The organism is Marivirga arenosa (assembly GCF_030503895.2).
GTDB lineage: Bacteria > Bacteroidota > Bacteroidia > Cytophagales > Cyclobacteriaceae > Marivirga > Marivirga arenosa.
Window position 1 is genome coordinate 1,932,068 of record NZ_CP129970.2, and the last position, 24,285, is coordinate 1,956,352.

At 32.3% G+C, this 24,285-nt stretch carries 24 protein-coding genes; 6 read left to right on the top strand and 18 right to left on the bottom strand.

Translation table 11 applies throughout. The features are described 5' to 3' along the window. Window positions 1–190: 190 nt before the first annotated feature. Window positions 191–994, bottom strand: coding sequence for an N-acetylmuramic acid 6-phosphate etherase (gene murQ / locus QYS48_RS08490; protein ID WP_308358382.1), 804 nt, complete (start codon window positions 992–994; stop codon window positions 191–193). After that, the gene (locus QYS48_RS08495) at window positions 991–1,842 is read right to left on the bottom strand and encodes a BadF/BadG/BcrA/BcrD ATPase family protein (RefSeq protein ID WP_308358383.1); all 852 of its coding nucleotides are present in this window, start codon (window positions 1,840–1,842) and stop codon (window positions 991–993) included. Before QYS48_RS08495 ends, murQ begins: the two co-directional genes overlap by 4 nt. 79 nt (window positions 1,843–1,921) lie before the next feature. On the opposite strand from QYS48_RS08495, the gene QYS48_RS08500 reads away from it, so the two are divergent. From QYS48_RS08500 to QYS48_RS08510, 3 genes are read left to right on the top strand one after another with little or no spacing between them, the layout of a single operon-like run. Continuing rightward, window positions 1,922–2,281, top strand: coding sequence for a phage holin family protein (locus QYS48_RS08500; RefSeq protein ID WP_302102401.1), 360 nt, complete (start codon window positions 1,922–1,924; stop codon window positions 2,279–2,281). 23 nt (window positions 2,282–2,304) lie between these two features. Continuing rightward, the gene (locus QYS48_RS08505) at window positions 2,305–2,694 is read left to right on the top strand and encodes a hypothetical protein (RefSeq protein ID WP_308358384.1); all 390 of its coding nucleotides are present in this window, start codon (window positions 2,305–2,307) and stop codon (window positions 2,692–2,694) included. Then, complete coding sequence (locus QYS48_RS08510) at window positions 2,675–3,442, top strand: geranylgeranylglyceryl/heptaprenylglyceryl phosphate synthase (protein WP_308358385.1); 768 nt, start codon at window positions 2,675–2,677, stop codon at window positions 3,440–3,442. The genes QYS48_RS08505 and QYS48_RS08510 overlap by 20 nt, the downstream gene beginning before the upstream one ends. Here QYS48_RS08510 and QYS48_RS08515 read toward each other — a convergent pair. From QYS48_RS08515 to panC, 7 genes are all read right to left on the bottom strand, one after another. Then, window positions 3,428–4,351 carry an AraC family transcriptional regulator gene (locus QYS48_RS08515; RefSeq protein WP_308358386.1) on the bottom strand — a complete coding sequence of 308 codons (924 nt, stop codon included), beginning with the start codon at window positions 4,349–4,351 and terminating at the stop codon, window positions 3,428–3,430. The two genes, QYS48_RS08510 and QYS48_RS08515, sit on opposite strands and share 15 nt — an antisense overlap. A 212-nt stretch (window positions 4,352–4,563) precedes the next feature. Beyond that, the gene (locus QYS48_RS08520; protein ID WP_308358387.1) at window positions 4,564–5,703 is read right to left on the bottom strand and encodes an acyl-CoA dehydrogenase; all 1,140 of its coding nucleotides are present in this window, start codon (window positions 5,701–5,703) and stop codon (window positions 4,564–4,566) included. Between the two features lie 79 nt (window positions 5,704–5,782). Next, complete coding sequence (locus QYS48_RS08525) at window positions 5,783–6,478, bottom strand: zinc metallopeptidase (protein ID WP_308358388.1); 696 nt, start codon at window positions 6,476–6,478, stop codon at window positions 5,783–5,785. A 1-nt stretch (window position 6,479) separates the two neighbouring features. After that, window positions 6,480–6,950 (bottom strand): D-glycero-beta-D-manno-heptose 1-phosphate adenylyltransferase, encoded by a 471-nt coding sequence (gene rfaE2 / locus QYS48_RS08530; protein WP_308358389.1) that lies wholly within the window; start codon window positions 6,948–6,950, stop codon window positions 6,480–6,482. Next, window positions 6,937–7,959 carry a lysylphosphatidylglycerol synthase transmembrane domain-containing protein gene (locus tag QYS48_RS08535; protein ID WP_308358390.1) on the bottom strand — a complete coding sequence of 341 codons (1,023 nt, stop codon included), beginning with the start codon at window positions 7,957–7,959 and terminating at the stop codon, window positions 6,937–6,939. The genes rfaE2 and QYS48_RS08535 overlap by 14 nt, the downstream gene beginning before the upstream one ends. 3 nt (window positions 7,960–7,962) lie before the next feature. Beyond that, window positions 7,963–8,310, bottom strand: coding sequence for an aspartate 1-decarboxylase (gene panD, locus QYS48_RS08540; RefSeq protein ID WP_308358391.1), 348 nt, complete (start codon window positions 8,308–8,310; stop codon window positions 7,963–7,965). Window positions 8,311–8,337: 27 nt separating this feature from the next. Continuing rightward, window positions 8,338–9,183, bottom strand: coding sequence for a pantoate--beta-alanine ligase (gene panC, locus QYS48_RS08545; protein ID WP_308358392.1), 846 nt, complete (start codon window positions 9,181–9,183; stop codon window positions 8,338–8,340). A gap of 125 nt (window positions 9,184–9,308) precedes the next feature. On the opposite strand from panC, the gene QYS48_RS08550 reads away from it, so the two are divergent. From QYS48_RS08550 to glmS, 3 genes are read left to right on the top strand one after another with little or no spacing between them, the layout of a single operon-like run. After that, the gene (locus tag QYS48_RS08550; protein WP_308358393.1) at window positions 9,309–10,121 is read left to right on the top strand and encodes a glycogen/starch synthase; all 813 of its coding nucleotides are present in this window, start codon (window positions 9,309–9,311) and stop codon (window positions 10,119–10,121) included. After that, a complete protein-coding gene (locus QYS48_RS08555; protein WP_308358394.1) occupies window positions 10,078–11,511 on the top strand; it encodes a DUF4270 family protein in 1,434 nt (477 codons plus the stop codon). Before QYS48_RS08550 ends, QYS48_RS08555 begins: the two co-directional genes overlap by 44 nt. A gap of 7 nt (window positions 11,512–11,518) precedes the next feature. Beyond that, the gene (glmS, locus tag QYS48_RS08560) at window positions 11,519–13,354 is read left to right on the top strand and encodes a glutamine--fructose-6-phosphate transaminase (isomerizing) (RefSeq protein ID WP_308358395.1); all 1,836 of its coding nucleotides are present in this window, start codon (window positions 11,519–11,521) and stop codon (window positions 13,352–13,354) included. Between the two features lie 55 nt (window positions 13,355–13,409). Here the strand turns inward: glmS and QYS48_RS08565 are convergent, their stop codons facing one another. From QYS48_RS08565 to QYS48_RS08605, 9 genes are all read right to left on the bottom strand, one after another. Further along, a complete protein-coding gene (locus QYS48_RS08565) occupies window positions 13,410–14,495 on the bottom strand; it encodes an MraY family glycosyltransferase (RefSeq protein ID WP_308358396.1) in 1,086 nt (361 codons plus the stop codon). Window positions 14,496–14,590: 95 nt separating this feature from the next. After that, window positions 14,591–15,289 carry a WecB/TagA/CpsF family glycosyltransferase gene (locus QYS48_RS08570; protein ID WP_308358397.1) on the bottom strand — a complete coding sequence of 233 codons (699 nt, stop codon included), beginning with the start codon at window positions 15,287–15,289 and terminating at the stop codon, window positions 14,591–14,593. Continuing rightward, the gene (locus QYS48_RS08575; RefSeq protein WP_308358398.1) at window positions 15,282–16,133 is read right to left on the bottom strand and encodes an O-antigen ligase family protein; all 852 of its coding nucleotides are present in this window, start codon (window positions 16,131–16,133) and stop codon (window positions 15,282–15,284) included. Before QYS48_RS08575 ends, QYS48_RS08570 begins: the two co-directional genes overlap by 8 nt. A 380-nt stretch (window positions 16,134–16,513) precedes the next feature. After that, the gene (locus tag QYS48_RS08580; protein WP_302102392.1) at window positions 16,514–17,530 is read right to left on the bottom strand and encodes a glycosyltransferase family 4 protein; all 1,017 of its coding nucleotides are present in this window, start codon (window positions 17,528–17,530) and stop codon (window positions 16,514–16,516) included. 87 nt (window positions 17,531–17,617) lie between these two features. Continuing rightward, window positions 17,618–18,658, bottom strand: coding sequence for a hypothetical protein (locus QYS48_RS08585; RefSeq protein ID WP_308358399.1), 1,041 nt, complete (start codon window positions 18,656–18,658; stop codon window positions 17,618–17,620). Between the two features lie 3 nt (window positions 18,659–18,661). After that, window positions 18,662–20,050: a hypothetical protein gene (locus QYS48_RS08590; RefSeq protein ID WP_308358400.1), complete on the bottom strand. Its 1,389-nt coding sequence runs from the start codon at window positions 20,048–20,050 to the stop codon at window positions 18,662–18,664. Further along, on the bottom strand, window positions 20,010–21,470 hold the full coding sequence (locus QYS48_RS08595) for an MBOAT family O-acyltransferase (protein WP_308358401.1): 1,461 nt from the start codon (window positions 21,468–21,470) through the stop codon (window positions 20,010–20,012). Before QYS48_RS08595 ends, QYS48_RS08590 begins: the two co-directional genes overlap by 41 nt. Before the next feature lie 215 nt (window positions 21,471–21,685). Continuing rightward, a complete protein-coding gene (locus tag QYS48_RS08600; protein ID WP_308358402.1) occupies window positions 21,686–23,083 on the bottom strand; it encodes a hypothetical protein in 1,398 nt (465 codons plus the stop codon). An 82-nt stretch (window positions 23,084–23,165) separates the two neighbouring features. Further along, window positions 23,166–24,155 (bottom strand): hypothetical protein, encoded by a 990-nt coding sequence (locus tag QYS48_RS08605; protein ID WP_308358403.1) that lies wholly within the window; start codon window positions 24,153–24,155, stop codon window positions 23,166–23,168. Window positions 24,156–24,285 lie beyond the last annotated feature (130 nt).

Genomic DNA, 24,285 nt, shown 5'->3' on the forward strand with positions numbered 1-24,285 from the left:
TGAGGTGAAAAAGTTTTATAAAATTAAGATTTGTTTTCTCAGCAAATGAAAGCTGTCAGGTTTAAAAACAGCAGATAGTGATAGAATATAAAAATCTAATCAAAATTTGATTATACAAACCTGACAGGTTTTTAATAAAGCATTTCCGAGAATTGTAACATACCAGTCACTATCAATAGATTATCCTAATTCACCCTTTGCAAGCCTCAACAGCCTTTCTTACAGATCCATGTTCAAGCAATAATTTTTTAGCTGCATCATATTTAATTTTAAGCTCCAGCATAATCATTTTCGTACCGCGATCCACCAGCTTATCATTGCTCAGCTGCATATCTATCATTCGGTTGCCTTTTACTTTGCCTAATTGAATCATAGCGGTGGTAGAAATCATATTTAACACCATCTTTTGTGCAGTGCCGGCTTTCATTCGGGTACTCCCTGTAACAAACTCAGGCCCTACCGGAACTTCAATAGGGTAATCTGAAAATTCAACTACTGCAGAATCGGGATTACAGGTAATACAGGCTGTTTTGATATTGTTCTCCTGTGCAGCTTTCAGTCCTCCTATTACATAAGGCGTTCTACCGGATGCAGCGATACCCACTAAAAAATCATTTTTAGAGATTTTATACTCTAAAAGATCTTTCCAGGCTTGATTTCGATCATCTTCAGCAAATTCCACTGCCTTTCTAATTGCATGATCACCCCCAGCTATTAATCCTATTACCGTATTGTGATCCACTCCAAAAGTAGGGGGGCATTCAGAGGCATCCAGTATTCCTAAGCGCCCACTGGTACCGGCTCCAATATAAAAAATACGACCTCCTTGCCTCATCTTACCCACTATCGATTCAACAGCTTTTTCAATTTGCGGTAAAGCTTTTTGAACGGATAATGCTACGGATTGATCTTCTTGATTTATACCTGTCAATAATTCAGAAATAGATAAATTTTCTAAATCATTAAAATTTGATTCTGATTCTGTAATGCTCATGAATTCTGATTTTTGTGATATAGCGTTAGGCCTGCAATTGGACTTTCCATAAAATTCCCGGCTGTTAAATGATTTTTGTTCAGTACCATTCTTATGATGGAATTAGCATGGAAAGCCACACTTCCTACAAAGTGAATAGGATATTCCTGATGATGGTCGAATTTCAATACTGACTTTTCTAAAAACTGCTGAAATGCATCTGTCATTAATTCGAAACAGTATTTTTCTTTTTGCTGAAGTATTACAAACTCAAAAAACTGAGCAAAATAGCGATTTGCATACGGTTTCTGATAGATATTTTCTAAGGCATTTTCTAATGTAACTTCGGGGAAAGTATTTTTAAAAGCCGTTTGTAGTTTTTCAGATAAATCGTTTTCTAAATAGGCTTTTAATATCCTTTTACCGATATAATTACCACTTCCTTCATCACCTAATGCATAACCAAGAGAAATCATTTTTTGCGTAATGCTTTTTCCATCATAAAAACAGGCATTCGCACCTGTTCCTAAAATGCATACTATGCCCGATTGGTCTAAACATGATGCTCTTGCTGCTGCTAGCATATCATCTTCTACCAAAACTTTACTATTATTGAAAATACTATTAAGTACTGATTTTATTTTGGCTTTATTTTTTGATTGCCCACAGCCCGCTCCATAAAAATGAATGATATCAAATTCAATCTTTACAATTTCACTTAATTCATTCTTTAAACTATCTAGAAGCTCATTTCCTGGTATTAAATACGGATTTATACCCTTTGTTTTGAGCTGCTGAATAGATCCATCCTCATTAATAATCCTCCAATCTGTTTTACTCGATCCACTATCTACTATAAGCTGCCTCAATCTTTCTAATTATTTTTACGTGTAAATTTAACATCAACCGAAATTTATATAACTTAGGAATCAATTAACACTTAAAGTTGTGAAAAAAAGTAAACTCTTAGGGCTTTTGGGAATAGAAAATATAATAGAATCGCTACAGAAATTAATAGAAGTACGAATTGCCATCATTAAAGATGAGGTAGAAGATAAGATTGCTGAGAAGATAGCGAAATTCCTTCCTATACTTTTTGTATTTCTATTCTTAAGTTTAGTGGTGTTGTTTGCCAGCTTTACTTTAGGCTTCTATTTGGCTGAACTTTTGGATAGTTTTGTTTATGGTTTTGGAATCGTAACATTATTCTATTTATTACTAACGGTGATCTTTTATTTTTTAAAAGACAGCAAAAGCCTAAAGAATTCGTTTAAAAAACCAGAGGATCAAGAATCTGAAAATCAGTAATTTTAATTATTAAATTTACAATCATGAGCAATCAGGAGAAATTACTTGAGAAAAGTAAAAAATATGAGCAGGACTTATCAGAGCAACTAACTGAATTTTCAGGTAAGGCTGAAAAGATAGGCAAAAATGCATTGATGATTGCAGGAGGTGTGTTTTTAGCATATCAGGCTGTAAGGCTGATTACTGGAAGTAAAAAAAGTAGAAATACTAAGGTTTATAAGGAAGTAGAGGAAGATGAAAATGATTATGATGACGCACCTCGACTTATCATCAAAAGAGAAGAGAGCAATCATGGCATTATTGACTCTATAAAAGCTGAAGTAAGTAGTATATTAGTAGCAATTGCTAGGGAAAAAATATTAGAATTTTTAAGTCAGTTAGAAAACGACAAGAATGACAAAGAAGAAGCTTAACCAACTTAGCTCAGGCAGTGAAAATAAACGTAAATTCTTTGCCCTATTAATTGATCCTGATAAAGTAAAAGATAGAGCTTCATTGCAAAGGCTAGTAAATATGGCTATTGAAAATGAAGTTGATTTCTTTTTTGTTGGCGGTAGTTTAATAGTTTCTGATTTATTAAGTGCGTGCATATCAGAAATCAAATCAGCAACAGACATTCCTGTAATTCTATTTCCTGGAAATAATCAATATATCGACTTGCAGTCGGATGCAATTCTTTATCTCTCTCTCATTTCTGGCAGAAATCCTGATTTGTTGATAGGTCAACATGTTTTGTCAGCTCCAATTTTAAAAAGAAGTAAAATGGAAGTGTGGCCAACGGGTTATATGTTGATTGACGGGGGGAATAAAACCTCTGTTTCTTATATGAGTAATACCAATCCCATTCCTCATGATAAGTATGATATAGCGGTAAGCACAGCTATTGCAGGTGAGTTATTAGGTCTCCAGCTTATTTATATGGATGCAGGAAGTGGGGCAGATAAAATGATCAGTGAAAAAATGATTGCTTCTGTAAAAAGAGCAATAGAAATCCCTTTAGTAATTGGTGGAGGAATTAATTCTGTATCAAAAGCAAAAAGCGCCTGGAAATCAGGCGCTGATGTTGTGGTTGTAGGGAATGCTATTGAGCAAAATCCTGACTTATTAATTGAAATGACTGAAGCTAAGATTGTGCTCAATCAGCAATTAAACGTTCATTAAAGATTCTCTTCTTCTCATTTTTCCTGCAGGAATTCCGAACATCATTTTAAATCTTCGGCAGAAATAAGCAGTATCTTTATAACCTACTTCATGTCCAATGTCACGAATGCTCTTTTTAGAAGTTCTTAATAGCGTTACCGCTTCTTCCATTCTTTGGTATTCAATATAATCTTGAGGATTAATACCTGTAAGCATTTTGAAATACTGGCCTACATAATCTTCAGATACATTCGCAACTTCGGCTAGCTTTTTATTTGATAAATCACCGCCTAAGTGCTCATTGATGTAGTTGAAGATATCAATTAATCTTGGATCTTTGAAATAAGTACTGTTGGTAGCCAATTGCTCCACAAATAATTTATTTCTAACGATATGTCTGAATAACTCTACTAATAAGTATTCAGTCAACACTTTTACCATACGATCAGCACCAGGCTCATCCGTATTTAATTCAGAAAAGATTTTATCGTGTAAGGACTTAATCACATCATTACTGAATATGAACGGGGGAATATCTAAAGAAGCAAAGAAGTTAACTGAATCAAATACTTTTGCTTCGAATGAAATATAGCTGAAGCTATCTCCACCTTCAGAAAGTAACTCATCGTGTGTAATTGAATTGAAGTACTCAGATTTACCACTTATGAATTTATCATTAGTAATAGTTTCAATCTGACTTCCTCTTCCGTAAGTAATTTGATGTGCTTTTCCACCGGGAATAAAAGCAAAATCTCCCTCTTTTGCTAAAAGTTTTTCTTCCCCTAATAGTACTTCTCCTTTATTAACCCATATAATTTTATTTTCTACTTCATACAGGTTACTAACGGTTACCGGTTTTTGTATTTTAATATTTTTTGCTTTGACGAACTTAACGCCAAGGGATTCAATGATTTTGTTGTAATCTTCCATTTTCTTTTTTTATGAATGGATTAACTATAAAAAGTAAAAGTAATTTTTCTAATAATTGTATAAATCTAATGATAAATAGTTTTATATCAAAAAAAAGAAAAGGCGCTCAACCTTTACCGTCATGTAAGATTGAACGCCTAAAAATTACTTTTATTGAATTATTTTAAGATTATATGCTTTTAAAAAGCGCTAACCTTTCAATTATATGATCTTTACTTTAGAATATTTCTTGAGATCACAATTTTTTGAATCTCAGAAGTACCTTCGTAAATCTGTGTGATTTTTGCATCACGCATTAATCTTTCAACATGGTATTCCTTAACATATCCGTATCCACCATGAACTTGAACAGCCTCAACAGTAGTGTCCATTGCCACTTGTGAAGCAAAAAGTTTAGCCATAGCACTTGCTTGAGAGAAATCTTTCTTTTGATCTTTCAACCATGCAGCTTTCAAACATAATAAACGAGCGGTTTCGATGTTTGTAGCCATATCCGCTAATTTAAAAGCAATAGCTTGGTGCTGGTTGATCTCTTTCCCAAAAGCTTTTCTTTCTTTTGAATATTTAAGGGCCAATTCGTAAGCACCTGATGCAATACCTAATGCTTGAGCAGCAATACCAATTCTACCACCGTTTAAAGTAGCCATAGCAAAGTTGAATCCGAAACCGTCTTCACCAATTCTATTTTCTTTAGGTACTTTTACATCAGTAAACATTAAAGAGTGAGTATCAGAACCTCTGATTCCCATTTTCTCTTCTTTTTTACCTACTTGGAAGCCTTCCATGTCTTTTTCAACAATCAAGGCGTTAATTCCCTTATGGCCTTTTTCTTTATCCGTTTGAGCAATTACTAAATAAACAGAGGCACTATTACCGTTAGTTATCCAGTTTTTAGTACCATTTAATAGGTAATAATCACCTTTATCTTCTGCCGTTGTTCTTTGTGAAGTGGCGTCTGAACCAGCTTCAGGCTCTGATAAACAAAATGCACCTATTATCTCACCCGTTGCTAATCTTTTAAGATATTTTTCTTTTTGCTCTTCAGTACCGTATTTTTCTATCCCCCAGCATACTAAAGAGTTATTAACAGACATTGAAACAGAAGCAGAACTATCGATTTTTGAAATTTCTTCCATAGCCAGGACATAAGAAATTGTGTCCATTCCGCCACCATTATATTTAGGATCAACCATCATTCCCATGAATCCTAGCTCACCCATTTTCTTAATTTGTTCAGCTGGGAATTTTTCATGAGTGTCACGATCGATAACACCCGGTAATAATTCGTTTTGTGCAAAATCTCTCGCAGCAGCTTGTACGGCTAACTGCTCTTCCGTAAGTTGAAAATCCATCTATTAATTATTTTTTAGTCGTTGTGGTGCAAAAACTTAGTGTTCGTGCAAAAGTTTTGCAAATATAGGAAAAATCCATTTAATCTCTGCTACCCATAAACATCATCACATAATAGAGCAGGGTCACTAATGAACCAATTGCAGCAACTAAATAGGTTCTTGCAGCCCATTTTAATGAATCTTTAGCCATATCATGCTCTTGTGAAGTGGTTACGCCTGAGCTTGTCATCCAAGCTAAACCTCTTTTACTGGCATCGTACTCAACTGGTAATGTTATAAATGCAAATAATGTAAATACTGTATAACATCCTATAATGACCATCATGGCTAATTCAAAGCTAAATAATCCTTGGATAAAAAATGCTCCGAATAGCATGGCCATAAATACAAAGTTTATGATTTTAGCACTTACGTTTTGTAAGGGCACTAAGGCAGATCTTAATTCTAAGAATGAATAGGCTTGTGCATGTTGAACCGCATGACCTACCTCATGAGCAGCAACAGCTACTGCAGCAGCAGACCTACCATGATAAACGTCAGAACTAAGATTTACCGTTTTCTTGGCAGGATTGTAGTGATCAGTCAACTGCCCTTCAACTGACATTACCTGTACATCATGTATTCCATTATCACGCAACATTTTTTCTGCAGCTTCTTTACCAGAAATTCCTGAGCTAAGTCTTACCTGTGAATACTTTTTAAATTTACTCTTTAAACGGGATTGTACTGCATAGCTAGCAATCGCAAATCCGATAAAAATCACGATATAAAACATCTTATTTACTTAATTTATTAATAATATTTGTAGTAGAATATCCTTTCACAAGTTCAATAGTCTCAACTTTTCCACCGTTTTCAATTACGACATCTGCTCCTACAATGTTGTCAATTGTATAGTCATTTCCTTTAACTAAAACATCAGGCTTTATATCGGTAATCAAGGATAGGGGAGTATCTTCAGAGAACAGAATTACAGCATCTACAAAAGCTAATGCTGCAATTAAGCGGCATCTTGAATATTCATCATTTACCGGTCTATCCGGGCCTTTTAATTTACTTACAGACTGATCTGTATTGATTGCAACAATTAATTTTGTGCCTTTTTCTGCAGCTTTTTCTAAATAGTCAACATGTCCCAAATGTAGAATGTCAAAGCAGCCGTTGGTAAATACAAGCTTTTCATTCTTCCACTCATTTCTTAACTCAAGAAGCTCTCTCTTAACTATTATTTTATCAGCTGTTGGCATAATTTTGATTTGAGAATCTTTTAGGAATTATCATACTAATAAATAGTGAGATACTTCCTACTACAATAATAGCAATAGAATTCGTAGTATGCAGAAGAAAGGCAAATGTGATTCCATCTTTTTCGGCTATTCCATACAATAAGAGTCCTGCACTAACTAAATAATGAAAGGCTCCAATACCTCCTTGAACAGGAGTGGCCATGCCTATTCCTCCTAATACTAAAAGAACAAATCCTGCTGAGATCCCTAAATTCTGAGTGACATCCATGCTAAAAAAGAACACATAGGTCATGAAGTAATAGCAAACCCAAATGGCAATGGTGGCAAGCCAAAATAAAGCAGGATTTTTCAATTTACTAACTGAAGTTAGCCCCTCAACTAATTGCCTTAAAAAGCTTATGATTTTATTGTATAATTCATTCTGCTGAAGCTTTCTGTGGTTTCTTTTTAAGAAAAAAACAGTTAAAAGCAACACAGTAATTAAAGTTATACCAATCACAATGAGAGTAATGTAGTTTTTTTGAATACCCGAGGCCTTATCTAGAAATAAGCTAAGGAAGAATTCATTCAATCTTTTGAATTCCAAAGTGAGTGTAATGAAAACAATAGCAATTAAACAGATTAAATCAAAGACTCTTTCAGTTACAACACTGCCAAACCCTTGGGTAACTGCTACATTATCAGTTTTCTTTAAAATTCCACATCTTGAGATTTCACCCATTCTAGGAACTACAAAATTAGCTAAATAGCCTACCATCACCGCCAGGAAAGTTCTTGAAGTTTTTAAATTATAACCAATTGGCTCTAATAACATATTCCATCTCCAAGCTCTTAAGTAATGGCTAAAAATAGCAAGGGCAATAGAAAGGATAATCCATCTGATGTCAGCTTTTTTAAAGCTAAGCAGCATTTCATTAAAATCAGTATCCTTGTACAGATACCAAAATAATAAAACTGCAATACCTAGAGATAAGGTATATTTAATAAATGATTGAAGTCCTTTCCTCAAGGATTAAGATAATTTATTGTTCGCATCAGGAAATATCAAAGAAGGCTTAAAAGACTTAGCTTCTTCAAAGTCCATTTGAGCATAGCTAATGATAATAATGATATCACCTACTTGAACCCTTCTTGCTGCAGGCCCATTTAAGCAAACCATACCAGAGCCTCTTTCTCCTTTAATAACATAAGTCTCAAGTCGTTCACCATTGTTAATGTTGACTATCTGTACTTTTTCATTTTCAATTATGTTGGAGGCTTCCATTAAATCCTCATCAATGGTAATACTTCCTACATAATGTAATTCTGCCTGAGTAACCTTTACTCTGTGAATTTTTGATTTGCAAACTTCGATTAACATACTCTACTCTTCAAATTGGCCGCAAAGTTAAGAAATAATATACATGTTATCTATTAATCTCACATTTCCTATAAACCCTGCTATGCAAAGAACGGTATCTGGGGCTAAGTAGTTCTCAGATTTAGGAAGTAAATCTTTATCGCTTACGATTTCAAAATATTCTAATTCGGCTTTATGGTTTTTAAATAGCTCCTGAACTTTAGATTTGGCTTCCTCTGTTGATTTTTTCTCAGAGATAATATTTTTCGCGGCATTTAAGGCTTCATAGAATATTTTAGCCTCTTTTCTATCTTCTTCTGATAAACGCTCATTTCTAGATGACATAGCTAAACCATGAGGTTCTCTTTTAATTGGGACGCTTACAATCTCAATATTGAATAATAAATCCTTAACTAATGTTTTGATAATGGATAATTGCTGTAAGTCTTTTTGCCCAAAATAAGCAAAGTCAGGCTGAACAATGTTAAATAGTTTGGAAACGATTAATGCTACACCGCTAAAATGGCCAGGCCGGAATTCCCCTTCCATCACTTTATCTAATGGACCAAAGTCAAAAGAAATAATACTTTTATCTGCATACATGATTTCATCAGATGGAAGAAATAAAATGTCACAACCACAATTGCCTAAAAGACTTTTATCCTGTTCCGTCTTTCTTGGGTAATGTTGTAAGTCTTCTTGATTATTGAATTGAGTAGGATTTACATAAATGCTAGACACAACAATGTCAGATTTTTCTCTAGCCTTATTTACCAAGCTTAGGTGTCCGTCATGAAGCGCTCCCATAGTAGGGACAAAGCCGATTTTTTTACCTTCAGCTTTATATTTTCTAATAAGTGATTGAATTTCAGCGATTGAGCCCGTTGTAATCATAAAAAATGCGCTAAATTATAAAGTTTCGGAACAAATCTAGCTGTTTAATCAAAAAAATAATGGAAAGTGAGTATTTTTTTGTATTTTTGTGCTTCGTTTATGAATTAATCAAATCCAATAAGCATATGTCAAAGCTTCGAATTCTTTACGTAGCCAATGAAATCAATCCATTTTTAAAAACATCAGAAGTAGCAGAATTTGTACGAAAGCTCCCTCAAGCCATGCAGGAAAGAGGAATGGAAATTCGTATTTTAGTGCCTCGCTTCGGGCTGATCAATGAAAGAAAGAACAGACTACACGAAGTGGTTCGTCTTTCTGGAATAAATATCTCAGTGGGAGAGGAGGAAAAACCTTTAATCATAAAGGTAGCTTCTATACCTAATGCTAAACTTCAGGTTTATTTCATTGATAATGAAGATTATTTTCAGCGTAAATTTGTATTCCATGATAAGGAAAATAATTTCTATCCAGACAACGATGAGAGAGCAATATTTTTCTGCAAAGGAGCGTTAGAGACAGTTAAGAAATTAGGGTGGGCTCCTGATGTAGTACATTGTAATGACTGGATGACTAGCTTGATTCCAATGTACTTAAAGACCACTTATAAAAATGACCCAATATTTAAAGATGCAAAATCTGTATTTACTGTGTATAATACAGAATTCTCTCATAAATTTGGGACAGATTTAGTGGACAAAGTAAAAATGCTTGATATTGATGATAGCATGTTGTCTCACTTAGAATCAGCCGACTATGAAGGGTTCATAAAAATCGGTGCAGAATATGCAGATGCAGTTATTAAAGCAGGTGATGAGTTTAAAGAAAACCTTGATGAATTATTTTCAACATTCGAAAAAGAAAAGAAAGTTGACACTATTGAAAAAGGAGAAGACTTTGAAGAGTCTTATTTCAACCTATATACAGAATTGGCAGGTTAATACTGCAAGAACATTTTTATCAGGGCCAGCTATCCTGCTGGCCTTTTTTTTCGTTTCATGTGAGGAAGCTATTGAAGTTGAAGGTGATTTAGTACCCGGTGGTAATAGCACAGAAATCAGATTTGTGGAAATACCATTGGAGATGAATCATACAGCTTTCGATTCATTAATCGTAAGTACAAATGCTGTTGCGGGTTCAAGAGGGCAAATTTTTGTAGGGAAACAGAATGATCCTTTAATTGGAGATTTTTCGGCAAGTGGTTATTTTGGTTTATTGCTTGATAATGATTTTAGAAGAGACAGCATTCCAAGTAATGCTTCAGTAACGCAAACCAGATTAAAATTAGGATTCAATTACTATTATGGATCACAGTTCACCTCTGGTCAAAATTTTGTGGTTAATCAATTGGCAGATACCTTGGCTATCAACGGAGGGTCCTATGGAATTTACGATGAAATACCTCTTGACGAAATGTTATCATTAGACGAGGAAATAATTGTGAGTCCTATTGATACATTAGACCATTTTATTCCTATGCGCAATGATCTAGGGAATGAAATAATATCATTAATTCAGGATACTGATAATAGTTCTGTGGATATCTATAATGCCTTGAAAGGTTTTAAAATTGAGCTTGGCTCAGATTTGAACAATATTCAGGGTATAAATTTGGCAGATGGAGAGTCCTATCTTGAGGTCATTTATGAATCTCCAGAATTAGACACATTAGGAAGTGTACAATTATCTTTATCGGGATCTAGTTTTACTCAAGTTGATTTCCAGCCGGGTTCTATGATTCCAATGAATTATTCTGGTAAAGAAGAATTTGAATTAGCTGATGATTCTAAAGCTTATTTTAACAATATGCTTGGAATCTCCCCTAAAGTAAAATTGTCAAACTATCTTACGTTCTTGGATACTGTTGAATTTATGCAGATAAATAGAGCAGAGTTAGTTATCAGTAGCCCTGATTTTGTTTTAGAGGAGAATCAAACCAATCAAATAAGGCCCGCGAGTAATATCATTCCTTACATTTTAGGAGAAGATGGAAATATTGAAAAACAAGGAGAGGATTTCTGGGCATTTCAAGCCAATTTCGGAAGTGGTGGAGCACCAGTAAATCCTAATGGAGCATCAACTCCAATTGCACTTTCTTATGATGAGGGTAAGAAGGAAATTAAAGGAGATATAAGTTTCTTTTTACAAGAGATTTATAATAATCCTGGTTTATGGAATCCTGACTATGATTTCATATTTACAGGCCAGTTTATAAGAAGAAACTCAACTCCATTTAATGAAGTTCCAAAAATTAATTTAGGTAACTTTGATCATTTCTTTGTAGATAAAGAGAATATCAAAATAAGAATCTATTACACAACATTTAAATAATTAGAATATGTGTGGAATTGTAGCATATGTAGGTCATCAGAATGCTTCTGAGATTATCCTTAAAGGGTTAAAGAGATTGGAATATAGAGGTTACGACAGTGCAGGTATTGCCCTGATGAACGATGGTCTCAATATATATAAAAAACAAGGGAAGGTAGCTGAATTAGAGTCCTTTTTAAAGGATAAAAACACAAAGAGTACCATTGGAATTGGTCATACTAGATGGGCTACTCATGGTGCTCCAAGTGATGAAAATGCACATCCCCATTTTTCTCAAAGTGGTGATTTAGCAATTATTCACAACGGAATCATTGAGAATTATTCTTCATTAAGAAAAGATCTAGAGAATAAAGGATACACATTCAAAAGTGAAACTGATACAGAAGTTTTTATAAATTTCATTGAAGATATTTATAAAAATAATGACGGATCTCTTGAGGAGGCAGTTAGATTAGCTCTAACTAAAGTGATAGGAGCGTATGCTATTGTTGTTATGTCAAAGGATCACCCTAATCAGCTTATTGCAGCGAGAAAAGGAAGCCCTTTAGTAATTGGAGTTGGAAAAGGTGAATATTTTTTAGCATCAGATGCTACTCCAATAGTAGAATATACTAATGAAGTCATTTATGTAAATGATTATGAAATTGCTTTAATTAAAGATGGTGAAATAAGCATCAGGGATACTAAAGATGTTAAAATGACTCCTTATATCCAAAAAGTGGATATGGAATTAGAAGCTATCGAAAAAGGTGGTTTCGAGCATTTCATGTTGAAAGAGATCTTTGAGCAGCCTAAGTCAATTAAAGATTGTTTCAGAGGTCGTTTAATGGCTAATGAAGGAAAGTTAGTACTAGGCGGTATTAGAGATTATTCAAATGCTCTAATTAATGCTGAAAGAATTGTAATTGTAGCTTGCGGAACTTCTTGGCATGCAGGCTTAGTTGCAGAATATATTTTCGAAGAATTTTGCAGGATACCTGTTGAAGTTGAATATGCTTCAGAGTTTAGGTATAGAAACCCAGTAATAAAAGAAGGAGATATAGTAATTGCTATTTCTCAATCGGGAGAAACCGCAGATACTTTAGCAGCTATGGAATTAGCAAAGTCTAAAGGAGCCATAGTTTTAGGAGTATGTAATGTAGTAGGGTCTTCTATATCTAGGGTTTCTCATGAAGGAGTTTATACCCATGCAGGTCCAGAAATCGGTGTGGCAAGTACAAAGGCATTTACCGCTCAGTTAACAGTTCTCACAATGATAGCATTAAAAACTGCTTTTAGGAAAGGAACAATTGCTGAGCAGAGATATAGAGAAATATTAGTTGATTTAGAGAATATACCAGCAAAAGTTGAAAAAGCTTTAAAAACTGATAAGCAGGTTGAAGGTATTGCTGAGTTATTTAAAGATGCAAGAAATTTCTTGTATTTAGGAAGAGGTTACAATTTCCCTGTGGCTTTAGAAGGAGCATTGAAATTAAAAGAAATATCATATATACATGCAGAAGGCTATCCTGCTGCTGAGATGAAGCATGGTCCAATTGCTTTAATCGATGAGGAAATGCCAGTAGTGGTAATTGCCACAAGAGATAGTTCTTATGATAAGATCGTATCTAATATTCAGGAAGTAAAAGCTAGAAAAGGAAAAGTCATAGCTGTGGTTTCAGAAGGAGATTCATTGATTCCGTCTATGGTAGACCATACCATTGAAGTTCCTGGTACACATGAAGCTTTAATGCCAATGGTATCAACTATTCCATTGCAGTTATTGTCATATCATATAGCAGTAATGAGAGGAGCTAATGTTGATCAACCTCGGAATTTGGCAAAATCCGTAACAGTTGAATAAATAGAGATAACGTATATAACACAATAAAAAAGGAGCTTTATAGCTCCTTTTTTATTTAATCTCTTCTAAAGTTCTTCACTACTTCTTTCTTTTTTCTTCTAATATTAGCCTGTAGTATTTGATCAAGCATTAAGCTTAGGAGAATGCATAATCCAATTATTGTTGGGACTAAAATATTGTCACCTAAAAAGTCTAGTGCTAAAGCTATGCATATAATCACAATATTAGTTGCAATCATAATTAATGTGGTTCCAGAGTGACTAAAACCAAGTCGCATCAAGATATGATGGATATGTGTTTTATCAGGGGAGAATGGAGATTTCTTCTTAATAGCTCTGGAGATGAATACCCTCAATGTATCAAAAAGAGGTATGATGATAACTGATATACCAACAGCGATTGATGAATTAAGTTTAAAAGGAGTTTCAGCTGGCAGATAATGATTATAATCAATGAATTTGATAGTAACTACAGCTAATGCAAAACCAATTAATAAGGCTCCAGTATCTCCCATAAATATGCGCGAAGGTTCCCAATTAAAGTTGAGAAAGGCGATTAAAGCGCCAATGAATGCAAAGCATACCATAGAATAATAAGTTTGCCCTACCAAAAAGAAATAGATCCCAAAAAAGAAAAATGCTATTATTCCTATACTACTAGCTAAACCATCTAATCCATCAATTAAGTTATAGGAGTTAGTTACTACTATTAAGGTAAATAATGATAAGAAAAAGCTGATTATGTATGGTATTTCTTCAATTGTTAATATTCCATATAAAGAGTTTAATTTAATATCCATAAGGAAGATCACCATACAAGATGATAATAATTGGGCTGCAAGTTTTACTATTGGTCTTACAGGAACCAAATCATCCCTCAGTCCAACTATGAACATAATTCCTATTGCACCATAAAAGAATTTAAATTTCTGTAAACCAAGCATTGGCATCCAAATTAATAATGCAATCACCACTCCCATAAATATGGCAATGCCTCCCATAGAGGGAGTATCACCTATATGGATTTTCCTTCCTCCTGGCTTATCCATGATATTCTTCTTCTTAAAGAAGCCAATTACCAATGGCGTTAAGAGAAAGGTTAGAATAAAGGAAGTAATTAAACTAGCTAGGGTTTGCGGCATTGCTTAAATTTGAAAGATATTCGATTCTTATCGTGTCTTGGATAGACAAATTTAAAGGGTTTTAGTGAATTATCTAATTATGTCATGTAGTTACTTTAAATTCGATTAAACATAACCAAAAAAAAGAATTTAATTAGGACCAGCTGTCTTTTGTATCTAGTAGGTTCTTTTAATAAACGATATAACCATTCTAACCAGTTATTTATGAAAAAATCTGGGGCTCGGTTTTTATGTCCGGAATATACGTCAAAACTACCACCTAAGCCCATATACAAAGACTTATTATGAGATAGCATTTCCTCCATTAGAAACTCTTGTTTAGGAGTTCCCATAGCGACAAATACTACATCAGGCTTTTTTTTAGAAATATCTTGAATCAAATCATTTTTCTCTTCATCTGTTTGAATAAACCCGTTTCTATGGCCCCTTATGTCAATTTCAGGAAATTCAAATTGTAGTTTATTTACTGTTTGTTTAATCACTTCTACTGAAGCGCCTACAAGATAGAAGGATTTCTTTCTATGAAATTTATTAATGATGTCTAACCAAAATTCTGCACCTGCGATTTTAGTAGTTTGTAAACCTTTTTTCTTCAAAGCCCAAACAGCACCAATACCATCTGGATAACCAAGATTATTATTAATTAAGTTCTTAAGCCTATTATCTTTTTTAAGGATTTTTTCAGCGTTCATAGCTACAAGTATACCCTTGTAATTTCCAATGTATTCCAACAATTCATTCCTTGTTTGAGGGGCATGAATTTTATATTCATTAATGATTTCTACTTTAATCAATAGACTGGATTTTATATTTATGTAAAAATAAGGATGAAAAGAAAAAGAAAAAAACTATACCTTTCTGTACTCCAAATATACTTTCATATAAGCATAAATGGGCAATGATCAATATAAAAACAAAATACAAATAATCTTTATTTTTAATAGAAAGGGAAAATTGATAAATTAAAAAAATTACAAGTAAAACTAAACCAATCCATCCCCATCTGATATAAGTAGAAATATATTCATTATGTGCATTATATTTATTTATTGCACTAAATAAATTGTCCTGTTGGTAAAAAGTATTAAGGTTTTCCATTTCATCCCCAGTACCATAACCAAATAACGTGTTTTTATCAATATGATTATAAATTGATTTCCATCTGTAAAAACGTTTGTCCCCTCTTTTATCAATGTTTTCAATATTGAATTCTCTTTCCATGATTTTATCAAAACGATAGGATAGAAAGTGCACGTTTTTCATTAAAAAAAATAATAATCCACTGATTAAAAAAATTGCAATTACTCCTTTTGCTAACTCTCTTTTGTTAAAAATATATATTATTGCTGAAACAATAAGTAAAATTCCTAATGCAATAAATTGAGACCGTGATGCAAGAATTACTATATATAAAACAGATGAAATAATTAATAGTAGAGTGAAAAGGCGATACTTTTTATTCTTGACCAGTTTATTTAAATAAACTCCAACACTAAATACTAAATAAAGTGATAAATAGGTATTGTGAGAACCAAACCTCTTTGCAATATTATAATGTGTATTATAATGAAAAAGAGTTTCTAGGCCAGCTCCTGTTTCAATTATTAGAACTAGTTGAAATATTAAATAGAAAGTCATCAATGAGATAACTGAATATGCAAATACAGTAATTATTTTACAATATTTTTTTTTAATAATGGGAGTTAAAAGCAAAAATACTAAAGGAAACGTTATAGATGAAAGGTTTTTCTCGATGAAGTTTGTTCCAGAATCGATGTTTACAGATTGATTTAAACCTAAAATAGCTATCAGGAAAAATAAAGAAGGTAGAAAATAGAATTTGTTTATCTTAACTTTAGTATACAATCTAAGGGAAAAAAAGTAAAATGTCGAGAAAAGAGTAAGACTAATTATCAAATAGCTATTAAGTAATATTTGAAATGGAATTGTTAAAACGACCAAATATAGAAATAACAAGCAAATGTTTTCTATGATTTTTTTATTAATAACAATCATCTTTAGAGTCTTTCTATTAGTTTGAGATTTACTTTCTTAGATTCATATAGTAAAGCGGTATTAATGGCTTGATCTTCTATGAGTTTTAGCTTCTTCTTGTCTAAATTAATATAATTAAGTATTTTATCTTTCAACTGGGTATCATTATTCTTCTCAAATAAAAAGCCATTTTGATTATTTATTAGATATGATTTTACTCCACCATTATCAGCGGCAATGACCACTTTTTTACAAGCCATTGCTTCAATACCAATTAAACCCAGACTTTCTCTAGACGATGGAAAAACCAAAAGATCAAAAATATTAAATAATTCTGATAATTTTTTTTGATTTTGAGCAGGTAGCAAATGAAACAGCATACTGTTATTATAGGACCTAACAAATTCTTCAACCTCTCTTTTCAATGGTCCATCACCTACAATAAAAATATCTAATTTTTGAATTTTTTTAATATTCTCTAATTTTTTTAACGTCTTAAGAAAAACTCTAACTCCTTTGTCCTCTATTAAAGATGAAGTAAAACCTATTATAAAACTATTTGATTGACAGTTATAAGTTTTCTTTAGTTCTTTAATTTTATCTATAGTAAAAGGTTTAAAAATACTTGTATTGATCCCGCCAGAAGGATATACAATGTATTTTTTAGTATCAAGATGGAAAATTGCATTAACTTTATCTTTATAGAAATGAGATGGCACTACAATCTGAACATTTCTTTTTTCTACTAATTTCATTAAAAAGAAAAAAAGAAGCTTACTGAATAGATTTGAACGGCTTATTTCTGAACCATGAAAATTTAAGAATATTGGCTTATTTACAAAGATTAATAAAAAGGCTACGTGTAACGGGAAGTGTACATAAATTTTATTAAATTGAGAATTTTTTAAAAATAAACCTCTAAAAATTTCAATATAAAATTTAAGGTAATCCATCAACTTTTGATAAAAAGCGTTGGAGTTCCTTCCTTTTATAAATGTCTTAAGAGTGAAATTAAGGCCTAGATTTTCTAAATCCTTCACAAAATTCTTCACAAATACACCGTACCTAGGGTTAACTTCAGATGGATACATGTTTGATATCACCCAGAATTTATCCATTTGCTTTATTTAGTTTTTAAAGAACTTTGTTAATTCTATGTATCTCTGTTTATAAAGATTCCGCTCACGAAGCAATCTAATGTCATCTAAAAGTTTACCATAATATGATTCTTGCTCATATTGAGATAGCTTTTTGTCAATTTCTTCCACTTTTTCTATTTCGCAAAAGAGAGGATATTTATCACCGGTCAGTCTAGCAATTGGTTTGTGCTTTTCACTTAAAAATGGAATGCCTAAAGAAATTAGATCTAATATTTTAATTGGGAATGTGAGGTCATCATATAGACTTCTTGAACGTGCGTGAATTGCAAATTTAATATTATTGTCCTGGAAATAAGTTGCTAACAATTCAAATTTCACGTGTGTGAAAGTAATTTTAAGAGTCAAATTATGCTGTTCAAGGATTTTCTCAACGTTTTTGTCTTGACTTAGAATGTAGAAATTGTATTTTACATTCAGTTTCCCTGCAATATTTATGAAATTATCAATGCCTGAATTTGCATAATTGACTCCACCTATAAATGCTAAACCAGTTTTTTCCTTGCTAACAGAAGCTGCTGGCATGTTTTTCTCTTCATTTGTTTTAAAACAGCCTGGCGGTAACTCATCGTATCTAATAGGTTTAGAAAATTGATTAATTTCGAAGTATTTCTTTCCCATTTCTTTAGTAGGAAAAACCACTAACTCCGCAATTTTGCATAGAAACTTATTAGATATCTTATTAAAAAGCTTCGTTATTTTTCCTCGAAAAGAGCTATACTCCTGAGGAAGTAATTCAATATAGATATCTCTTATGAACGGGATAATTTTGCATCCCTTCAGATAGAGAATTGAAAGGCATATGAAATCCACAAAGAACAAGCGGTTGGAAGCAGTTTCAATATATACTTTACCATGACGCCTGGTACCAAATACGGATTTCAATTTATCAAATCCATTACCCTCTATCACCAAATCAGAATTTGATATGAATTCTTTTTTAAAGTTCATAATCCTAGATCTAGGACCACCACTTACTTTATTGATATTTGGTACTATATATAGGATCATAATTTAATCTTTGGCTATGTATATTGTGTGTCTCCCACTTCCAAATGAATTAGGTTTATAGAACCATAGATCGATTTTTTCAATTTCATCATTCATAAGTTTCGTATCAAGGTATATATCTGCAACAAATCCTTTCCTAATTTTTTTAAAATCCTTCACCTCCATATAGGTATTATCAGATTTTTTATCCTGATTCATTAGTTTATATTCTAAACCTGGTTTTGGATACACATTTATAACAGTGTTATACTCTAGATAATCTGAAGGGATACTATCAAAATATAAATGAAGTACTTTATTAAAGTAATCGTCTAGTTGGAGTTGAAAGGAATGAATATTAAGACCCTTTCTATATTTTAAACAACTATTTTGATTCCTTATATTACCAACCAAACTACTAAAATATGGAGCTAGGTATTCTGTTAGTTCAAATGCACCAAATTTACTCAAGTGAGTGCTATTGGCATAATGTCTTCTATTAAAATTTAGCTCTTTTTTAACTTTAGGAGTATTAAGATTTAGCAATTTAATGTTCTCTTTATTTGTGCCTTCAGTTATTTCGCTAAACTCTTTAACGACATTAGCCTCTGTACAGGAATATAATTTTAAAGATGAAACAAGAACTATTTTAACACCAATTTCATCGTACTCTTTAAGAAACTCTATTAAATAATCTTTTGTAACGTTATCATCAAAGAATTTATATTCCTTATTGCAATTAAAATTCATGTATGCATCATTCCATGTTGCATGACTAGTATCTTTCTCATATAAAGAACTAGCTGCAGGTCTAAAACCAAGATATCCTCTGGAGAAGGCTTCTGGCTCTTTTGTGGTGTAATTTTTCCACTTATTCAGATTATTTAGTGCATAAAAATAGCCAGAAAACCCATTGATAAGATAATCAGGCTTCTCAGCATGAGGAATTACTTCTAACATGGTTCTCAATTTGGATAAATTCGGCTCAATGGACAGAAAACCTTTTGTATTAAAAGACCAAACTTCCTCCTCCTTTGGAATAAAAGTTGCATTTTGAGAGAAATCAAGCACCACTACTTTAGGTTTATGAATTTCTAATGCAGCCTTTATTGTTTCAATCGTAAAAAGTGTTCTCTGGGCCGAAGAACCTAAATGAAGACTTTTAATTCCTGTTAGGTTTTCAAGTAGTAATGGATCAATGGCTGTGAAAACATGAGAATTAGAGAAAAATAAAACGTCATAATTTGTACCGTCTTTTGTCTCATTCCTCAATTCTTTAAAACTCACATCCAGCCTCTCATCTGACTTAGGAACAATAAAATCAGAGATAAAATAACTTATTAGAACTATTAGTAGTATAAAGACTACTAACTTAAAACTGAAAATAAATGAAGGATTTTTCCTCAGATCCATATACACCAAAGATTAAAACTGAAAACAATAATATTAAATAAACAGACCACCTGAATATAATAGGTTGGGCATTTAATGCTTTAGACAGATTCATTTTAGATTGAAAGACCTCTAAACCAATTAAAAAAAGGATGGAATAAACAGCTAACCAAAACTCATTAGCCTCTAGCCCTAGATTGTATAAACTCCCATTAAAAAGTAGATTCCAGTCCCAATCAAAGAGATTTCTTATAATCACTACTGAATCACTCAAATTGTTTGCCCTAAAGAAGATCCAGGCAAAGTCTGCAAGAATAAAGGTAAATACAATTAATAATAGTTTATTAGCAAGTAAATCAAAGTTAAAAAACCTATTAATCGTAGGGCGAAGAGCGCTTGTGTTAATAGCCTTTTCTACAACGATAAAAATTCCATGTAGAGCACCCCAAATTAGAAAATTATAAGATGCTCCATGCCATAAACCACTAACTAAGAATACGATAAATAGATTCAAATAAGAACGATATAATTTAACGCGACTTCCTCCCAGCGGAATATAAAGGTAATCTCTAAACCAAGTAGAAAGTGAAATATGCCATCTCCTCCAAAATTCTGTGATAGATTTTGAAAAATAAGGTGTGTCGAAATTTTTCATTAAATCGAAACCCATAATCCTGGCTGCACCAATGGCTATATTAGAATACCCAGCGAAGTCACAATATATCTGAATTGCAAAAAAAACGGTTGCCACTAATATCTGAACACCATAATGATCCTCCGGTGAATTATATACTTCATTGACCAATATGGCCACCCTATCAGCCACCACCAGCTTCATAAAGAATCCCCATATCATCAATCTTAAGCCACTCTTAAATTTATTATAGTTGAAAGGATGCCTTTGACTAAATTGAGGGATCAAATGAGAAGATCTCTCAATTGGACCAGCAACTAGCTGTGGGAAAAAGGAAACAAAAAGAGCATATTTGCCAAAGTGTAATTCAGGCTTTATTTGATCCCTGTATACATCTACGGTATAACTCAATGCTTGAAATGTATAGAATGAAATCCCTACAGGTAGCAAAATATCAAGATTAGGTATATTTATACCTAACTGCGATATTTCCATAAGGTCATTGATAGAATTAGCTAAGAAATTGAAATATTTAAAGTAAATCAATATCAATAAATTACTAACAAAGCTTATGGCTACCCATACCTTTTTTTTGTTAACTTTATCACTCTTATTAATGAATATTCCCGATAAATAGGTGATAACCGTTGAAGTTAGTATTAAAAGCGCATAGGTAGCATTCCAGCTCATGTAGAAATAATAACTAGCCGCTAGGAGCCATACCCATCTCCATTTATTAGGTAAAATAAAATAGATAATTACAACTATCGGGAAAAATAACAGGAAACCAAGTGAATTAAATAACATAGGTTAACAATTGAATGGAAAAATGTCAATCATAATAAAGATGCAAAGCTAACAAATTTATTTATCACCGCATTAATAAGGAAATGAAGATTTCAAATTGAATAATATCCTTACATAATCTAAATATTAACAACCTTTTTTTTGTCCTTATCAACGCCTAAAGTTTTGCAATTTCAAATTATAGATTTTCATGTTGAATATAAAAACTCCCAGAATTAAGGCTCTAAAATTAGATTTGATTTGTAAATTGAGTGTTTTCCACTACCAAATGAATTAGGTTTATAGAACCACAAGTCTATTCGTTCTATTTCAGAGCTTTTAAGTTCTGTGTCTAAAGGAATATGCGCCAGATAACTGCTATCAGCAAGTTTAAAGTATTCTTTAACTTTTAAATACGATGCATCGCTACTCGAGGTACTATCTATAAGTTTATGCTTAAAATCAGAAAAAGGAATAACATTGATAACCGTATTGTAGTCTAAATAATCCCTTGGTATATCATTGAGGTATAATTGTACCACCTTCTGAAAATTATCATCAATCAATAATTGATAATTATTGAGGTTAAGGTTTTTTCGGTAATTAAGTTTGGGGTGAATTTTGGTTAAGTTATTCGATTCACCAAATATCTCTTCACAAAAATACTTTGTTACTTTTAAGGCCCCAAGGTGATTCAAGTGATTACAATCATAGAATTCATTCTTTCCAACATTTAATCTTGATGTATTATTAATCTGGTTCAAATCAATGAGCTTTACTTTGTTTGTCATACCCACTTCTTCTATGATAGTGCCCACATCTTGCATAAAATTAAGTTCAGATGTCGAATCAACTACTATTGGGGAGACTATAACTAAATCGATTCCCTTCCTTTTTAATTTATTTAAGAAATCTTTGAAGAACTCTCTAGTTGGAGTATCAAAAAATAGATTTGGCTTTTCATTTTTATTATGACAATTTCTACTTGAATAATTATTAAAATCATTATTATTTGGCCTTCTTTTGGGGATGAAGCCTAAATAGCTATCACTATATACGTTTTTTGATGGATTTGAGACTTTGTAATTCTTCCATTCATTCAAATGACATAGCGCATATGCGAAACTAGATAAACCTTCTAAGAGTACCTTTTGTGCTTTTACGTGAGGTATCAATTTCATAAACGTCCAAAATTTTGAAAAATCTGGTTCAAGAACCCTCATGGCTCTAGAATTATAAAACCACGCCTTTTGATCATCAGGTAATTTTGATGATTCAGCCGTTAAGCTTATTACTATTTTATCTGGCGAGTGATTTTGTAACGCTTTTTCAATTGTAATCAAGGTAAAAAACAAGCTTTGAGAGGGACTAGCTAATAATAACGCATTTTTACCAGTCAAATGTTTTATATATAGCGGATCAAAAGTTGTATAAACCTGAGAATTTGAAAAAAATAAAATGTCGAAATTATTTTCTTGATTATTTTGATCAAGGTGGTTCAGGGCTGTTAGTAAATTCTTGTCCCTACTAATCTTAATAAAACTGGACAACCCTTTAACAATCCATAAGAATATCATCACTAATAATAAAAACTTTACTGCAAGAATATTTAAAGAACCTTTCTTCCTTTTCATATTGGTTAAAATATTAATTCTAAAACTATAGCAATCGGCATTGGACTCTTTACAGTTTTAAGTTCAAATTGATTTAATAAAACTAGCCTTGGTTTTTAAAGGCAATTATCTCTTTAGAGTTATTAGGATGGTTTGCTGCGCTTCTATTATGTTTATTAAGAAATAAAATAAGAAAAAGCACGAAAAACGCGTTGGTGAAGTAATGAATTGAAAGAAGATTAGAGATTAAAAAAATTGCCAAGAATGCTAGTTTAAACCTGAGATTAACCTTTGAACCAAATAAAAGGTATAAATGAAATAATAAGAAAATACTGAGACCCACGAGACCAAATCTATGATACACATAATAAAAACCATTATCAATTTCATGAAAAGTTCGCTGTCTTGATAAAGAAGGAGATATCTCATTAATCTCAAAATAAGTTGAAGTTACGCCTACACCAGAGCCAAAAAAGATCTCCTGATAAGAGCCTGTCGTTTTATCTAGCATTAAATTAACTGTCTCGACTCTATGTTTTACCGTACTATATTCCCATGGTTTGGTTATATAACCTATTTTCTCTGTTAACTTTTCATTGAAAAAAAATTGAGCCGTATTCGCAACTATTGCAAAAAGAGCAATAAAAATAATTGGCAGAATTATCAACCATTTATCCTTTTTAATAAAAAGAAGCCCATTTACAATAACATAAATCATTAGATATTGTAAGCTCCCCTGTAAAAGAATAGTTATTAATCCAAAAAGGAACGTAAAAGTATAAATCAGATTCCATTTTGTTTTATTCCATATTTTTAGACACGCAACAAGTATAAAAGCCAGTGTAGTCGGTCCAGCGATTCTATAGCTATAACCACCTGCCGCAGTTCCTCTATTATAAATATTTAAGGAGCTAGGAAGATTTAAAAAAGAAAATAATAAGTAATAACTAAATACTATAAAGCATATTAACATCAAAATTTTTTCGAGCCTCTCATAAAAGCCTACCTCCCTTTCAAAGGTACGAATCATCAGGAGCAGGTAGAATGTGAATAAATGAAATTTATAGTCAATATGAGCGGCAGAGTTATTCATAATCCCATAGACTAAAAAAGGTAAATAAAGTATTAGAAATGCGACTATAGATCGTGAAAAATAAACTTTCCCTAATCGGAACTTCAAAATATATAAAAAGGAGAAAATGATACTAATAAAATAAAAAACC

What these genes read in the sequence shown, in the direction of transcription:
- murQ (WP_308358382.1), bottom strand. Translation starts at nt 994, where the DNA reads ATGAGCATTACAGAATCAGAATCAAATTTTAATGATTTAGAAAATTTA.
- QYS48_RS08505 (WP_308358384.1), top strand. Translation starts at nt 2,305, where the DNA reads ATGAGCAATCAGGAGAAATTACTTGAGAAAAGTAAAAAATATGAGCAG.
- QYS48_RS08510 (WP_308358385.1), top strand. Translation starts at nt 2,675, where the DNA reads ATGACAAAGAAGAAGCTTAACCAACTTAGCTCAGGCAGTGAAAATAAA.
- QYS48_RS08515 (WP_308358386.1), bottom strand. Translation starts at nt 4,351, where the DNA reads ATGGAAGATTACAACAAAATCATTGAATCCCTTGGCGTTAAGTTCGTC.
- QYS48_RS08520 (WP_308358387.1), bottom strand. Translation starts at nt 5,703, where the DNA reads ATGGATTTTCAACTTACGGAAGAGCAGTTAGCCGTACAAGCTGCTGCG.
- QYS48_RS08525 (WP_308358388.1), bottom strand. Translation starts at nt 6,478, where the DNA reads ATGTTTTATATCGTGATTTTTATCGGATTTGCGATTGCTAGCTATGCA.
- rfaE2 (WP_308358389.1), bottom strand. Translation starts at nt 6,950, where the DNA reads ATGCCAACAGCTGATAAAATAATAGTTAAGAGAGAGCTTCTTGAGTTA.
- panD (WP_308358391.1), bottom strand. Translation starts at nt 8,310, where the DNA reads ATGTTAATCGAAGTTTGCAAATCAAAAATTCACAGAGTAAAGGTTACT.
- panC (WP_308358392.1), bottom strand. Translation starts at nt 9,183, where the DNA reads ATGATTACAACGGGCTCAATCGCTGAAATTCAATCACTTATTAGAAAA.
- QYS48_RS08550 (WP_308358393.1), top strand. Translation starts at nt 9,309, where the DNA reads ATGTCAAAGCTTCGAATTCTTTACGTAGCCAATGAAATCAATCCATTT.
- glmS (WP_308358395.1), top strand. Translation starts at nt 11,519, where the DNA reads ATGTGTGGAATTGTAGCATATGTAGGTCATCAGAATGCTTCTGAGATT.
- QYS48_RS08565 (WP_308358396.1), bottom strand. Translation starts at nt 14,495, where the DNA reads ATGCCGCAAACCCTAGCTAGTTTAATTACTTCCTTTATTCTAACCTTT.
- QYS48_RS08575 (WP_308358398.1), bottom strand. Translation starts at nt 16,133, where the DNA reads ATGACTTTCTATTTAATATTTCAACTAGTTCTAATAATTGAAACAGGA.
- QYS48_RS08585 (WP_308358399.1), bottom strand. Translation starts at nt 18,658, where the DNA reads ATGATCCTATATATAGTACCAAATATCAATAAAGTAAGTGGTGGTCCT.
- QYS48_RS08590 (WP_308358400.1), bottom strand. Translation starts at nt 20,050, where the DNA reads ATGGATCTGAGGAAAAATCCTTCATTTATTTTCAGTTTTAAGTTAGTA.
- QYS48_RS08595 (WP_308358401.1), bottom strand. Translation starts at nt 21,470, where the DNA reads ATGTTATTTAATTCACTTGGTTTCCTGTTATTTTTCCCGATAGTTGTA.
- QYS48_RS08600 (WP_308358402.1), bottom strand. Translation starts at nt 23,083, where the DNA reads ATGAAAAGGAAGAAAGGTTCTTTAAATATTCTTGCAGTAAAGTTTTTA.
- QYS48_RS08605 (WP_308358403.1), bottom strand. Translation starts at nt 24,155, where the DNA reads ATGAATAACTCTGCCGCTCATATTGACTATAAATTTCATTTATTCACA.